At 70.9% G+C, this 13,478-nt stretch carries 16 protein-coding genes; 5 read left to right on the forward strand and 11 right to left on the reverse strand.

The genetic code is table 11. The features are described from left to right. The first annotated feature begins 49 nt into the window (after positions 1-49). Positions 50-1,303, forward strand: coding sequence for an AI-2E family transporter (locus FR742_RS29120; RefSeq protein WP_148033894.1), 1,254 nt, complete (start codon positions 50-52; stop codon positions 1,301-1,303). Here FR742_RS29120 and FR742_RS29125 read toward each other — a convergent pair. The 5 genes from FR742_RS29125 to FR742_RS29145 all read right to left on the reverse strand — a co-directional run bounded on the left by FR742_RS29125 (position 1,263) and on the right by FR742_RS29145 (position 5,409). Further along, positions 1,263-2,057: an alpha/beta fold hydrolase gene (locus FR742_RS29125; protein ID WP_148033895.1), complete on the reverse strand. Its 795-nt coding sequence runs from the start codon at positions 2,055-2,057 to the stop codon at positions 1,263-1,265. The genes FR742_RS29120 and FR742_RS29125 overlap by 41 nt on opposite strands. A gap of 80 nt (positions 2,058-2,137) precedes the next feature. Then, positions 2,138-2,896: an SDR family NAD(P)-dependent oxidoreductase gene (locus tag FR742_RS29130; RefSeq protein WP_148033896.1), complete on the reverse strand. Its 759-nt coding sequence runs from the start codon at positions 2,894-2,896 to the stop codon at positions 2,138-2,140. Positions 2,897-2,936: 40 nt separating this feature from the next. Further along, the gene (locus FR742_RS29135; protein WP_148033897.1) at positions 2,937-3,641 is read right to left on the reverse strand and encodes an alpha/beta hydrolase; all 705 of its coding nucleotides are present in this window, start codon (positions 3,639-3,641) and stop codon (positions 2,937-2,939) included. 32 nt (positions 3,642-3,673) lie between these two features. Further along, positions 3,674-3,964, reverse strand: coding sequence for an ATP/GTP-binding protein (locus FR742_RS29140; protein ID WP_148033898.1), 291 nt, complete (start codon positions 3,962-3,964; stop codon positions 3,674-3,676). Continuing rightward, positions 3,961-5,409, reverse strand: coding sequence for a 3-hydroxyacyl-CoA dehydrogenase family protein (locus FR742_RS29145; RefSeq protein ID WP_148033899.1), 1,449 nt, complete (start codon positions 5,407-5,409; stop codon positions 3,961-3,963). The genes FR742_RS29140 and FR742_RS29145 overlap by 4 nt, the downstream gene beginning before the upstream one ends. 36 nt (positions 5,410-5,445) lie before the next feature. Between FR742_RS29145 and nucS the strand changes: the two genes are divergently transcribed. From nucS to FR742_RS29160, 3 genes are all read left to right on the forward strand, one after another. After that, on the forward strand, positions 5,446-6,108 hold the full coding sequence (gene nucS / locus FR742_RS29150; protein WP_148033900.1) for an endonuclease NucS: 663 nt from the start codon (positions 5,446-5,448) through the stop codon (positions 6,106-6,108). A 48-nt stretch (positions 6,109-6,156) separates the two neighbouring features. Next, positions 6,157-7,629, forward strand: coding sequence for an aldehyde dehydrogenase family protein (locus tag FR742_RS29155; RefSeq protein ID WP_148033901.1), 1,473 nt, complete (start codon positions 6,157-6,159; stop codon positions 7,627-7,629). Positions 7,630-7,772: 143 nt separating this feature from the next. Next, positions 7,773-8,312, forward strand: a complete 540-nt coding sequence (locus FR742_RS29160; protein WP_261808805.1) for a TetR/AcrR family transcriptional regulator — start codon at positions 7,773-7,775, stop codon at positions 8,310-8,312. A 63-nt stretch (positions 8,313-8,375) separates the two neighbouring features. On the opposite strand, the gene FR742_RS29165 is transcribed toward FR742_RS29160, so the two are convergent. The 4 genes from FR742_RS29165 to FR742_RS29180 are packed head-to-tail and all read right to left on the reverse strand — an operon-like array spanning position 8,376 to position 11,897. Next, entirely contained in the window at positions 8,376-8,693 is a 318-nt protein-coding gene (locus FR742_RS29165; protein ID WP_148033903.1) for an STAS domain-containing protein, read from the reverse strand. A 29-nt stretch (positions 8,694-8,722) separates the two neighbouring features. Beyond that, positions 8,723-9,895 carry a sensor histidine kinase gene (locus tag FR742_RS29170; protein ID WP_148033904.1) on the reverse strand — a complete coding sequence of 391 codons (1,173 nt, stop codon included), beginning with the start codon at positions 9,893-9,895 and terminating at the stop codon, positions 8,723-8,725. After that, positions 9,895-10,995, reverse strand: a complete 1,101-nt coding sequence (locus FR742_RS29175; RefSeq protein ID WP_246641218.1) for an ABC transporter permease — start codon at positions 10,993-10,995, stop codon at positions 9,895-9,897. Before FR742_RS29175 ends, FR742_RS29170 begins: the two co-directional genes overlap by 1 nt. Before the next feature lie 5 nt (positions 10,996-11,000). Further along, positions 11,001-11,897, reverse strand: a complete 897-nt coding sequence (locus FR742_RS29180; protein ID WP_148033906.1) for an ABC transporter ATP-binding protein — start codon at positions 11,895-11,897, stop codon at positions 11,001-11,003. Between the two features lie 126 nt (positions 11,898-12,023). Here FR742_RS29180 and FR742_RS29185 point away from each other — a divergent pair, with 126 nt between their 5' ends. Then, positions 12,024-12,614: a cob(I)yrinic acid a,c-diamide adenosyltransferase gene (locus FR742_RS29185; protein ID WP_148033907.1), complete on the forward strand. Its 591-nt coding sequence runs from the start codon at positions 12,024-12,026 to the stop codon at positions 12,612-12,614. Positions 12,615-12,618: 4 nt separating this feature from the next. Here FR742_RS29185 and FR742_RS29190 read toward each other — a convergent pair whose 3' ends face one another. After that, positions 12,619-12,996, reverse strand: coding sequence for a DUF2550 domain-containing protein (locus tag FR742_RS29190; protein ID WP_148033908.1), 378 nt, complete (start codon positions 12,994-12,996; stop codon positions 12,619-12,621). A gap of 25 nt (positions 12,997-13,021) precedes the next feature. Then, entirely contained in the window at positions 13,022-13,423 is a 402-nt protein-coding gene (locus FR742_RS29195; protein ID WP_148033909.1) for a F0F1 ATP synthase subunit epsilon, read from the reverse strand. Positions 13,424-13,478 lie beyond the last annotated feature (55 nt).

Consider the following 13,478-nt stretch of genomic DNA (forward strand, 5'->3'; position numbering starts at 1 on the left):
GGTCGCTAGGCTCTCTCTCGTTGTGCGCCCCCCTCGTGCAGGAGACCCCGTGACCGCAGCAGCCGAGCCCGCCGGAGCGGACTCCCTCCCGAGCCCGGAGCCTCCCGCGGACCCGCCCTCCGCCCTCACGGACGGGGCCAGGACGGCCGCGCCGGCCGGGTCCGGAGATCACGCTCAGGCCACCCCGCGTCCCCCGCGCGCGGAGCAGGGCGCGCGCACCGTCATCCCCGGCGACGTCCCCGCGGGGATCTCGCTGGGTTCGTACGGGATGCCGGGGAAGCCGCTGGCCCGGGGCCCGTTCCTGTTCGGGCTGACCGGCGGGCTCGGCGTGCTCACCGCCATCGCGATCGCGCAGATGGTCGTCAGCTCGCTGAGCGTGATCATCATGATCGTGGTGGCGATGTTCCTCGCCGTCGGCCTCAACCCGGCGGTGGAGGCGCTGCAGCGGCGCGGCCTGGCCAGGCGGTGGGCGATCACGTCCGTGTTCGCCGCGGTGATCGTGGCGTTCGTGCTGTTCGGCCTGGCCGTGGTGCCGCCGGTCAGCCGGGAGCTCGCCGACTTCGTGGCGGCCGTGCCCGGCTACATCCGCGAGCTGAGCAGCCATCCGACGCTGCGCGAGCTCGACGCCGACTACCAGATCCTGCCGCAGCTGGCCACGTTCGTCACGAGCACGCTCGGACCGTCGCTGGCCACCGGCGTGGTGGGAGCCGGGCTGGTGGTGATCGACGGCCTGTTCACCACGGTGACGCTGCTGGTGCTCATGCTCTACTTCCTCGGCTCGCTGCACACGATCAAGGCCTACCTGCTCAAGCTGGTCCCCGCCTCGCGCCGCGACCGCACCGGGGCGATCGCCGAGGAGATCCTGGGCGGCATCGGCGGCTACGTCGCCGGCAACATCCTCATCTCGCTCATCGCCGGCGTGCTGACGTGGATCTTCCTGTCGATCCTGGGCGTGGAGTACGCGCTCGCGCTCTCCCTCGTGGTGGCCCTGACCGACCTGATCCCGCTGGTGGGCGCCACGATCGGGGCCGTGGTGGTGACCGGCGTCGCGCTGCTCGGCTCGCTCCCCGCCGGCATCGCCTGCGCGATCTTCTTCGTGATCTACCAGCAGATCGAGAACTACGTCATCTATCCGAAGGTGATGAAACGCTCGGTCGACGTGACCCCGGCGGTGACCGTGATCGCCGCCCTGGTGGGCGGCACGCTGCTCGGCATCGTGGGCGCGCTGCTGGCCATCCCGGTGGCCGCCGCGATCGCCCTGATCATTCGTGAGATCGTGATACCCCGGCAAGCTCAGAGCTGAGGAAGCGCTCGACGGCGGCGTTGAACGCCTCGGGCTGCTCGACGGCGATCAGATGACCGGCCTTGGAGATGACCTCCAGCCGGCCGACCTGCACCGCTCCGGCCATGGCCCGGGCGTCCGCCGGCGGCGCCAGCTCGTCCTCGTCGCCCACCAGCACCAGCGCGGGCACCTTGAGCGCGGCCAGCGTGTCGAAGGAGTCGGGCCGCGCGGCCATCGCGCGCTGCGCCCAGGCCACGGCCTTGGGCGGCGCCGACTGCACCAGCCCTTTGACCCGGCCGAACACCATGGCCCTGCGCTGCTTGGTGGTGGTCCCGATGAGGCCAGGGAGCACCTCCTCGACCAGCACGCCGCTGCCGTCGGCGAGCACCGCCTGGGCGATGCGCTCGCGGTTGTCGCGGGCGGGCGCGGCGTCGGGGCTCGCCTTGGTGGCGGCCAGGATGACGCCCAGCACGCGGTCGGGGTGGCGGCGGCAGAACGCCATGGTCACGTAACCGCCCATCGACAACCCTCCGATGACCGCCCGCTCGACGCCTTCCCCGTCGAGCACCCTGGCGACGTCGTCGGCCATGAGGTCGAGTGACGGCTCGTCGTCGCCGAGCCGCGATCCGCCGAAGCCGCGCAGGTCGGGGGTGATCACCCGGCACGCCCTGGCCAGCCCCTCCCGCTGGGCCAGCCACATGGCCGACGAGAGCGGGAACGCGTGGAGCAGTACGACCGGGAGCCCGGTCCCGGCTGTTCTCGTGTAGAGCTGCACGGACCTCACGGTAGCCCGGTTCCCCGCGACAATCACTCCACAGCCGGTGCCGATATGCGGTGAATGGTCCGTCCGGTTCGTCAGGCGGTGGTGAGGCCGCCGTCGACGATCATCATCTGGCCGGTCATGTAGGACGAGGCCTCACTGGCCAGGAACACGGCCGGCTGGGCGATCTCCTCCACCGTGGCCCAGCGGCGCATCGGCACGTTCGCCACCGTCGCCTGTCCGCCGCTCTCGTCGTCCCACAGGTTGCGGTTGAGGTCGGTGGCGGTCCAGCCGGGGCACAGCGCGTTGACCCGTACCCCCGCCGACGCCCATTCCAGGGCCAGCGTCTTGGTCAGGGCCACCAGACCGGCCTTGGCGGCCGCGTACGGGGCCAGGAAGGGCGCGCCGAGCGCGGCCGCGGAGGCGATGTTGATCACGGACCCGCCGCCGCGGCCGAGCAGGTGGGGCGCGGCGGCGTGGCAGACGGCCATGGCGGAGTCGAGGTTGAGCCGCATGATCTTGTCCCAGCCGGCCAGCCGCAGGTCCTTGAACTCGACCAGGAAGTTGGACCCGCCCGCGTTGTTGACCACCACGTCGAGGTGGCCGAGCCCGGCGACGGCCTCGCGCACGACGGCGGCGGCGGTGTCCCTGTCGGTCAGGTCGGCGGGGATGACCACGGCCTCGCGGCCGCGCGCCTGGATCTCCTTGGCCACCTCGGCCAGCGCGTCGGCCGACCGCGCGGTCAGCGCCACGTCGGCGCCCGCCTCGGCGTACGCGAGCGCGATCGCCTTGCCGATGCCCTTGGACGCCCCGGTGACCAGAGCCTTCTTGCCGTCGAGAGCGAACGCGCCCATGTTGCCTCCTCCGTACGGACCGAACGAGATTCTATGGCGGTCACACCTCGGTGGGGAGGGGGTGCCGGTCGGGGACGACGCGGCGGACGATCTCGTTCAGCACGACGCGCACGTACGGCTCGCCCACCCACAGGTGCTTGGCGCCCTCGACGCCGACCACCTCGGCCTGCGGCACCCGCGCGAAGCGGCGCCTGGCCTCGTCGGGGCGCAGGTAGTCGTCGAACTCGGGCACCAGCGCGACCAGCGGCCGGCCGAACCGCGCCCAGGCGTCGAGGTCGGTCTCGTTGGCCCGGTGCAGCGGCGGGGACAGCAGGATGGCGCCTTCGACCAACGGGTCGTGCCCCCACTTGAGCGCCAGCTCGCTGCCGAACGACCAGCCGACCACCCAGACCCGGGGCAGGTCGTGGAACTCGGCGTACTCCAGCGCCGCCGCCACGTCGAACCGCTCGTCCTCCCCGCCGTCGAACGTGCCCTCGGAGGTGCCCCGGTCGGAGGAGGTGCCGCGGGTGTTGAAGCGCAGCACCGCCAGGTCGGCCAGCGCGGGCAGGCGGTTGGCGGCCTTCTTGTAGACATGGCTGTCCATGAAGCCGCCGTGGGTCGGCAGCGGGTGCAGCATCACCAGGGTCGCCGCCGGCGGCCGGTCCTCGGGCAGGGCGAGCTCGCCCACCAGGGTCAGGCCGTCGCCGGTGTGCAGCTCGATCGGCTCACGCCGGGCGGGCAGCACGGTCGCCGCGCGAATTTCCACGTCGCTCCTTCGTCCTTCGGGGTACGAGTCGGTCAGTAGCGGCTGCGGCCCGGGCCGCGGTCCAGTCTCTTGCGCCAGCACACCGGATGCCAGTGGCGGCGCTCGTCCTCGCCGCCCGGCCAGTCGGGCCAGGTGACCAGATGCGGCTGGCCGCCCCGGATCTCCTGGTCGCAGCCGGGACAGCGGTAGTCCTTGGTGGAGGTCCCGCCGGTGAGTGAGCGTACTTTCCACTCACCGTCCGGCCACTCCTCCACCCGGTCGGAGCTGCGCGGGAAGACGGGGGGCCGGGCGGGCTCCTTGCGCCGGGCGCGGCGCGGGCTCATGGCCGCGGGAAGGTGCGCACGCCCGCCGTGACGAGCTGGTCGAGCAGCGGCGCGGGGGCGAACGCCGGCTCGCGGTACTCCGCGTACAGCGCCCGCAGCCCGTCGCGCACCACGTCCAGGCCGACGGACTCCAGCGTCTCGAACGGCCCGGCGGGGTAGCCGCAGCCGAGCCGCATGGCCGAGTCGATCTCGTCGATCGAGGCGTAGCCCGACTCGTACATCCGCACGGCGTCGTTGAGATACGGGTAGAGCAGCGCGTCCACCACGAACCCGGCCCGGTCCTTGCAGGCCACCGGGGCCAGCCCGATCACCTTCATCAGGTCGGCGGCCGCGAAGGCCGCCTCCGGGGAGGTGAGGACCGTGGAGACGACCTCGGCCACCCGGCCGCCCACCACGTGGACACCGACCAGCCGCGACGGGTCGGACAGCTGGACGGCGTGCTCGATCACCGGCCGGTCGGCCATCCGGAGCAGCACGTCGGGCTCCGCCGACCGCTTGAACCCGGCGGTGCCCAGCCGCTCGGCCAGTTCGTCGCCGCCCTGCCCGGCGACGTCGAACGTGATCACCGAGGACTTGGCGGGCTCGTGCGGCCGGGGCTCGTCGCCGTAGAAGCCGCGCCCGCTCTTGCGCCCCAGCAGCCGCGCCGAGACCAGCTCGCGCAGCACCGGCGCGGGCGCGTGGCGGCGGTCGCGGGTCTCGTCGAACAGCACGCCCATGATCTCGTACGCGGTGTCGAGCCCGATCAGGTCGAGCAGCTGGAACGGGCCCATCGGCAGCCCCGCGCCGTGGCGCATCGCCGCGTCGATGTCGTCGCGCCCGGCCACGCCCTGCTCCATCAGCACGGCGGCGTGGTTGAGGTACGGCAGGAGCAGCCGGTTCACCACGAACCCGGCGCGGTCGCCGACGACCACCGCCGTCTTGCCGAGCCGTACGGCCAGCTCGCGCATCGCCGGCACCACGTCGTCGTCGGTCACGACCGTGCGCACCACCTCGGCCAGCCGCATGACCGGCGCCGGGTTGAAGAAGTGGAGGCCCACCACCCGGCCGGGCCGCCCGGTGGCGGCGGCGATCGCGGTGACCGACAGCGAGGAGGTGTTGGTGGCCAGCACCGTCTCCGGCTTGCAGATCCCGTCGAGGTCGTTCATCAGCGCCGTCTTGTAGCCGAGCACCTCGGGGATGGCCTCGACCACCAGGTCCGCCTCGCGCAGGTCCTCGCGGGAGGTGGTGAGCGTGATCCGGCCCAGGACCTCGTCGCGGTCACCGGCCGCCAGCTTGCCCCGGTCGACCGCGCGCTGCGTCGATCTCTCCAGGTGGCCCCGGCCGCGGGCGAGCGCGTCGGCGTCGGCCTCCACCCCGATGACCCGCAGCCCGCCCCGGGCGAACACTTCCGCGATCCCGGCACCCATCGTGCCGAGCCCGACCACTCCCACCATTTCAAACGCCATGCTTGTAGTTTTACAGAGCCGCTAGGGTGGACTCTCATGCGGCTGGTCATCGCGCGATGCAGCGTCGACTACATCGGACGGCTCACGGCACATCTCCCGATGGCGCCGAGGCTCGTGCTCATCAAGGCGGACGGGAGCGTGTCGATCCATGCGGACGACCGCGCCTTCAAGCCGCTCAACTGGATGAACCCGCCGTGCAAGCTCAAGGAGGACGGCGAGACCTGGACCGTCACCCACGGCAAGACCGGCGAGAAGCTGGTCCTGACGATGGCCGAGATCCTCCACGACTCCTCCCACGAGCTGGGCGTCGACCCCGGGCTGATCAAGGACGGCGTCGAGGCCCACCTGCAGGAGCTGCTCGCCGAGCACATCACCACTCTCGGCGAGGGCTACACGCTCATCCGGCGTGAATACATGACGGCCATCGGCCCCGTCGACATCCTGTGCCGCGACGCCAAGAGCGCGACGGTGGCGGTCGAGATCAAGCGCCGTGGCGAGATCGACGGCGTCGAGCAGCTCACCCGTTACCTGGAGCTGCTCAACCGCGACCCGCTGCTGGCCCCGGTGCGCGGGGTGTTCGCCGCCCAGGAGATCAAGCCTCAGGCCAGGGTGCTGGCGGCCGACCGCGGCATCGAGTGCGTCACGCTCGACTACCAGGCGCTGCGCGGCATCGAGCCGGAGAACCCGACGCTCTTCTGAGCCGCCGGCCCGCTAGTAAGCGACGGCTTACCGTTCTATGTTGGCGTCATGACGACGCTCACATTCGACTCCCTGAATCCCGCGACCGGAACGGTCGTCGCCAGTCACCCCAAGCACGACGCCGAGGCGGTGCGCGCGGCCGTCGCCCAGGCGCAGGAGGCCGCGGAGTGGTGGGAAGGGCTGGGACACGCGGGCCGCAGGCGCAGACTGCTCGACTACAAGGCGGTCGTCACGCGCGAGCTGCGGGAGCTGGCCGCGCTGGTGCACGAGGAGACGGGCAAGCCGGTCGCGGACGCCACGCTGGAGATCGTGCTGGCGATCACGCACATCGACTGGGCCGCCCGCAACGCGCGGAAGGTGCTGGGGCCGCGCCGGGTCTCCCCCGGGATGGTCGGCGCCAACCTGTCGGCCACGCTGGAGTACCTGCCGCTGGGCGTGGTCGGGGTCATCGGGCCGTGGAACTACCCGGTGTTCACCCCGATGGGGTCGATCGCGTACGCGCTCGCGGCGGGCAACGCGGTGGTGTTCAAGCCGAGCGAGTTCACCCCCGGGGTGGGGGTGCGGCTGGCGGAGCTGTTCGCGGAGGCGGTGCCTGAGCGGCCGGTGTTCCAGACGGTGACGGGGCTGGGCGAGACGGGCGCGGCCCTGGCGCGGGACCCCCGGGTGAAGAAGATCGCCTTCACCGGTTCGACGGCGACGGCCAAGCGGGTCATGGCGGCCTGCGCGGAGAACCTGACGCCGATGGTGGCGGAGTGCGGCGGCAAGGACGCGTTCATCGTCGACGCCGACGCCGACGTCGAGGCGGCGGCGGACGCGTGCCTGTGGGGCGCGCTGTCGAACGCCGGGCAGACGTGCGTGGGCGTGGAGCGGGTGTACGTGGTCGACGCCGTGTACGAGCCGTTCATGCGGGCGCTGTCGGAGCGGGCCGCCACGGTGAAGGCGGGCGAGCACTACGGGCCGATCACCATGCCGGGGCAGCTCGACATCATCAAGCGGCACATCGACGACGCCACCAAGTCCGGCAGGACGGTCGCGGGCGGGCCCGACTCGGTGCGGCCGCCGTACGTGGACCCGGTGATCGTGGAGGACGTGCCCGAGGACTCACCGGCGGTGCGCGAGGAGACGTTCGGGCCGACGATCACGGTGCGCCGCACCAAGGACGCGCAGGAGGCGCTGGAGCTGGCCAACGACACGGCGTACGGGCTGGCCGGCACGGTGTTCTCCGGGAACCGGCGCAGGGCGATGGCGCTGGCGCGCGCGATGCGCACCGGGATGGCGTCCGTCAACTCGGTCATCTCGTTCGCGAGCGTGGCCTCGCTGCCGTTCGGCGGTACGGGCGACTCCGGTTTCGGGCGTATCCACGGCGCCGACGGGCTGCGTGAGTTCGCCCGCGCCAAGGCCATCGCGCGGCAGCGCTTCCCGGTGCCCGGAATGCGGCTGACCTCGTTCTCCCGGCAGCCTGACGAGCTTGAGCGGCTGATCAGACTTGTCACGTTCTTGCACGGACGACGTAAGAGGTAAACTGCCCGCCCTTTCCACAATCCGATCATCCATCCATAATTGTGTGCTCGGGGGCCACGATCATGTTGGACGGGTGGAATGTGAACCGGTCTTACCGGGGGATGTCAGCGGAACAAAGGCTGGCCGACAGACGCGAGCGGCTGATGACAGCCGCCTACACGCTATACGCGAAGCCTGGTTTCGCGGCCACGACGATCGAAAGGCTGTGCTCCGAGGCGCGGATCTCCAACCGCGCCTTCTATGAATGTTTCGGCGGCCGGGAGGAACTCTTACAGGCGTTGCACGAGCGCTGCGTCGAAGAAGGCCTCGCCGTGGTGTCGAAGGCCGTGCAGGACGCGCCCAACACGCTGGACGGCCGGATCAGGGCGGGAATTCGGGCCTATATCGAGTTCACCACCGCCGACTGGCGCAGGGCCCGGATCATGCATGTGGAGGTGCGCAGATCCGGCGATGTGCTGATGATGTCGCGGCAGCGCGCCATCGACTCCTTCGCCGGGCTCGTGGAGGAAGCCTGGGCCGATTTCCCGCAGGCGCCGGGGGTGAATCGGCGGCTGGTGGCGCTGGGGGTAATTGGCGGCCTTCAGGAGCTGCTCATCGAATGGCTGCTGGCCGACCGGCCGCCGGAGCTCGACGAACTCGTGGGCGTGGCCGTCCATCTCTTCCTCCGGGCGCTGACACCGTAACGGCCGCCCTCCGCAATTTGCGGCCCCCCGTTATTCAACGTCCGAATCCGGCGAAATACGGATTCACGCCACCGCGGCGGTGTGCGCTTCGACGTGGAGGACCCGGTTCAGCCGGGTCACCGCCAGGATCCGCATGATCCGCGGCGGCACCGCGCGCAGCACCACGCGGCGGTCTATGTCGAGCGCGAGCCTGTGCGTGCCCACGAGCACGCCGAGGCCGGTGGCGTCGATCATCTCCAGTTCGGAAAGGTCGAGGATCAGGTCGCCGGCGCCGGACTCGACCGCCTCGTGCAGGCGTTCGCGCACTCCCGCCGACGTGCCCGCGTCGAGCCGGGCGCCGAGCCGCACCACCTGACCCTTGGGATTGCCCCGGACGCGCATGCCACCTCCTCCATGGGGATATATGCCCCCTACCCACGTACGGGCAAGGACACGACAGCGGTGAGCAGAAACCCCCCGTCGCCGTCGGGCCCGGCGGTGAGCTCGCCGCCCACGGCGGCCACCCGCTCCTCCAGCCCCAGCAGCCCGCTACCGGTCCCGGCGCCGTCCAGCGCGCCGGCGCCGTCGTTGTGCACGCGCAGTTCCGCCTCGTCCTCGGTGAACCGCAGGAGGATGTCGCAGCGGGTGGCGGTGCTGTGCTTGAGCACGTTGGTCACCGCCTCGCGCACCACGTAGGCGAACACCGGCGCCACCTCGCCCGGCAGGTCACGATAGGGCAGCCGGGTGTGGCAGGCGATGCCCGCCGCTTCGAGCACGTCTTTCACGCTATTCAGCTCGGCGGTCAAGTCAAGCTCGCGGTAGCCGCGCACGGCCTGCCGCAGCTCGCGCAGTGCCGTCCTGGTGAGCTCGTTGACCTCGGCCATCTGCGACCTGGCCGCCGCCGGGTCCTGGTCCGAGAGCCGCACCGCGAGCCCCGCCTTGACCGCGATCGCGGACAGCCGGTGCCCCACGAGGTCGTGCAGGTCCCTGGAGAAGCGCAGCCGCTCCTCGGCCAGGGCCAGGCGGGTGTGCGCCTCCCTGCCCTCGTGCGCCTGGATGGTCAGCGCCAGCAACCACATCCACACCCGGTTCGTGGGAGGGAAGGCGGCGCAGAACACCCCGTACATGAGGGCCAGGTACAGCAGGTTCCGGCCCGCGCTCCAGTCGCCGCCCAGCAGGTGGCCCGGATCGCTCAGGTAGGTGACGTAGGCCAGTCCCACGCCCGTGACGAACGTGCCCACCGCCATCAGGATGGCCACCCTGGACGGCACCTCCAGCGAGGCCACCGCCAGCCAGGCGATCAGGACGAAGCCGAAGGACATCGGGTCCGCGCCGCCGACGGCCGCCGTCACGACGGCCGTCGCCCCGGCCACCGCCACCTCACGGACGGGGTAGCGGCGCTCGGTCAGGGCCGCGGAGATACGCAGGTAGACCCAGGTGAAACCAGCAATCAAGATCATCGCGGGCACGGTGCGGGCCCAGGAAAGCGGCTCCCCGTTGAGCGCCGACAAGACCACGCGGGTGCCGGTGAACAGCCACAGGAAGCCCACCAGAGTCGCCAGCATCCACCAGGTCTTGCGTCGCGCCCGGTCGATCTCGTTCATTACTTCGCGCGCAGCACTTCGCCGAGTTTCACCCTGGCCCCGGTACGCAGGACGGCGCGCTCGTACACCTTGGCCCCGAAGGCCAGGATGGCCAGCACCGCCAGCACCATGAGCCCGGCGGACGCGGCGACCTCCCAGAGGGGCACCTCGGTGGCCGCCATCCGCACCGGCATCACCATCGAGGAGAACGGCGGGACGAACGAGACGATCGTGGCGAGGGTGCCGGTGGGGTCGGTGGTCGCGTAGAAGGCCACGAAGTAGGCCGCCATGATGAGCATGGTCATCGGCGACATCACGTTGCCGACCTCCTCCTGGCGCGACACCAGAGAGGCCAGCGCGGCGCCCAGCGTGGCGAAGAACGCGTAGCCGAGCACGAACCAGACGAGAACCCCGGCCACGATGCCCGTCATGCCCGGCGGGAAGTCGGCGGCGAACCCGGAGGCGAACGAGGCGCCGATGCCGGCCACCAGGATCGCGCCGAGGTTGATCAGCCCGAGCACGCCCAGACCGATGACCTTGCCGCCGAGGAGCTGCCACGGGCGCACCGAGCTGAGCAGGATCTCCACGATCCGGCTGCCCTTCTCCTCCACCACGCCCATGGCGACCATCATGACCTGTCCGAGGATGAGCATGAACAGCACCAGCACCAGCACCACGGCGATGCCGGTCCTGGCCGCCTGGTAGCGGGTGTCCGCGCCGACGGACTCCATCTGCAGGGGCGCGATCTGCACCCCGGCCGCGCCCAGCTTCGCCTCACGGTGCGTGCTCTGCAGGAGGACGCCCAGCTCGGTCTCGATCTGCCCGTCGGTGAACACCTTGGCCCCGTCGACCAGGACCGCGTCCACGTCCCCGTCGAGCACGGCCCGCGTGGCCGCGGCCTCGTCGGGGAAGCTGCGCCACTCGAACTCGATGTCCGGCGCCGCCGCTTCCAGCGGCAGCTGCTGCGAGTTCACGGTGCCGATCGTGTACGAGTCAGGACGGTCGAACAGCTTGGGCGCGAACGCCAGCGCTCCCACCACCACGACGGTGACCAGCAGGCTGATGACGAACGACCGGGTCCGTATCTGCGTCGTGATCTCCCGCCGCGCGACCAGCATCATCCCGTTCACGCCACGGCCTCCTTGAAGATCTCGGTGAGGGTCGGCTGCTCGACCCCGAAGTGCTCGACGTGTCCCGCCTTGATGGCCCGGCGCAGGATGTCCTGGTCGTCGCCGTCCTCGGTGACCAGCACGTGCCGGTTGCCCTGCACGTTGACCTGACCCGGCAGGCCGTCCGCCCACCCGGGGGCCGGGTCGCGGACCACGACCCGCAGCATGCCGCCCTCGGCGGCGCGCAGCTCGTCGACCGTGCCGCTGGCCACCATCCGGCCCGCGGAGACGATGCCCACGGAGTCGCACAGCCGCTCCACCAGTTCGAGCTGGTGGCTGGAGAAGATCACCGGCACCCCGCCGCGGCACCGCTCCTGCAGCACCGTGGCCAGCGTGTCGACCGCGATCGGGTCGAGACCGGAGAACGGCTCGTCCAGGATCAGCAGCTCGGGGTCGTGCACGAGCGCCACCGCGAGCTGGACGCGCTGCTGGTTGCCCAGCGACAACGACTCCACGCTGGAGTTCCTGCGGTCCGTCAGGCTGAGCCGCTCCAGCAGGTCCTCGGTGGCCTTCTTCGCCTTCGCCTGGCTCATCCCGTGCAGCCGGCCGAAGTACTCGATCTGCTCGCCCGCGCGCATCTTCTGGTAGAGGCCGCGCTCCTCCGGCATGTAGCCGAAGCGCTGGCGGTCGGCGTGCGTCATGGGCTCGCCGCGCCAGCTCACGGTGCCGGCGTCGGCCTTGAGCACGCCCATGACGATCCGCATGGTCGTCGACTTGCCCGCGCCGTTCGCGCCCACGAACCCGAACATCTCACCCGGCCGGACGGTGAAGCCGATCCCGTCCAGGGCCTGCTTTCCCTCGGGCGCCCCGGGGCCTCCGGCGAAGCGCTTGCGCAGCCCGCTTATCTCGAGCATCAGGTCCTCTCCTTCGTCATGGATAGATCGTGGCGCGTGCGGCATTCGCCTGGTAGTCGTGGAAATCAGCGGCCTGGGGTGTGATCCGCGTCCGTTCCGGATGACATTTGTCATTACGCTGAGCACATGACGCGCGCAGACAAGGACAAACCGGTCGTCCTCTCCCGTATCTACACCCGCACGGGGGACGACGGCACCACCACGCTCGGCGACATGAGCCGGACTTCGAAGACCGATCCGCGGCTGGCCGCCTACGCGGACGTGGAGGAGGCCAACGCCCATCTCGGGCTGGCCCTGGCGCACGACACCCTGCCCGGCGACCTCGTACCGGTGCTGCGGCGCGTCCAGAACGAGCTGTTCGACCTCGGGGCCGACCTGTCCAGCCCGATCACCGAGAATCCCGAGTTCCCGCCGCTACGGGTCGAGCAGTCGTACATCGACTGGCTGGAGGAGCAGTGTGACCTCTTCAACGAGCGACTCAAGCCGCTGCGCAGCTTCATCCTGCCGGGCGGCGACCCCGCCACCGCCGCGCTCCACCTGGCGCGCGTGACCGTCCGCCGCGCCGAGCGCACCACGTGGGCGGCACTGCACGAGCACGACGACATGAACCCGCTGACCGCCACCTACCTCAACCGGCTGTCGGACCTGCTCTTCATCCTGTGCAGGGTCGCCCACGACGGCGACGAGATCCTCTGGAAGCCCGGCGGCACCCGCTAGCCGGTCAAGCGACGTCCAGATAGGCGCTCGGCGGCGCCGACTCCAGCCAGGCCAGGAAACCGGTCAGGGCGTCGGCGCTCATCGCCAGCGAGACGTCACGGGTCGAGCCGGAGCAGTCGACGGCGTACAGCCCGTTGTCGAGCTCTCTGCGCCCGGAAACGACGAGGCCGCGCCTCGCGATCGCGTGGCGCGGCCTCAGTCGCACACCCAGGAGCGGGATCCAGTGGAGTTCTCCGTCGGCATAGCGTGCCACTCCGGCACGCCACCCCCCGTCGCCCGCCTTCAGGCGGCATGGTACGTTGCCGCGGCGGGCCACCATGAACACCCGCGCGCCCACCAGGGCGGCGGCCAGCAGCGCGCAGATCACCAACGTTGCCACCATGCCGCCCCCCAAAGGCTCGTGTAAGTCAGACCTCTTCGCCCGCCGCACGCAGCCGTGCCCGAGCCCGCTTGGCCTCGAGCGCCGCGTCGGCGTCTTCCTGGTTGGCCTCGACAGAGGCCTGCGCGCGGTCGAGAGCGTCACGGGCCGCGGCGACGTCGACCTCGGAACCGAGCTCGGCCGCCTCCGCGAGCACCGAGACCTCGTCGTCGGCCACGGAGATGAAGCCCCCGTGAACCGCGGCGACCAGGTCGGACTCACCCTCCCGCTTCACGCGCAGCACGCCGCCCTCGACGAGGACGCCGAGCACGGGTGCGTGTTGCGGCATGATACCGATCTCGCCGTCCACGGTCTTGGCAATCACCATGTCGGCCTCGCCCGACCAGATCTCACGCTCGGGTGAGACAACCCCTACGCGTAGCTTAGCCACTGGTGTAGGTTCCTTTCCGATCAGGTGGTGGCACGGCCGGCCGCCGCGCCACCAC

Source organism: Nonomuraea sp. C10 (genome assembly GCF_008017515.1).
Lineage (GTDB): Bacteria > Actinomycetota > Actinomycetes > Streptosporangiales > Streptosporangiaceae > Nonomuraea > Nonomuraea ferruginea.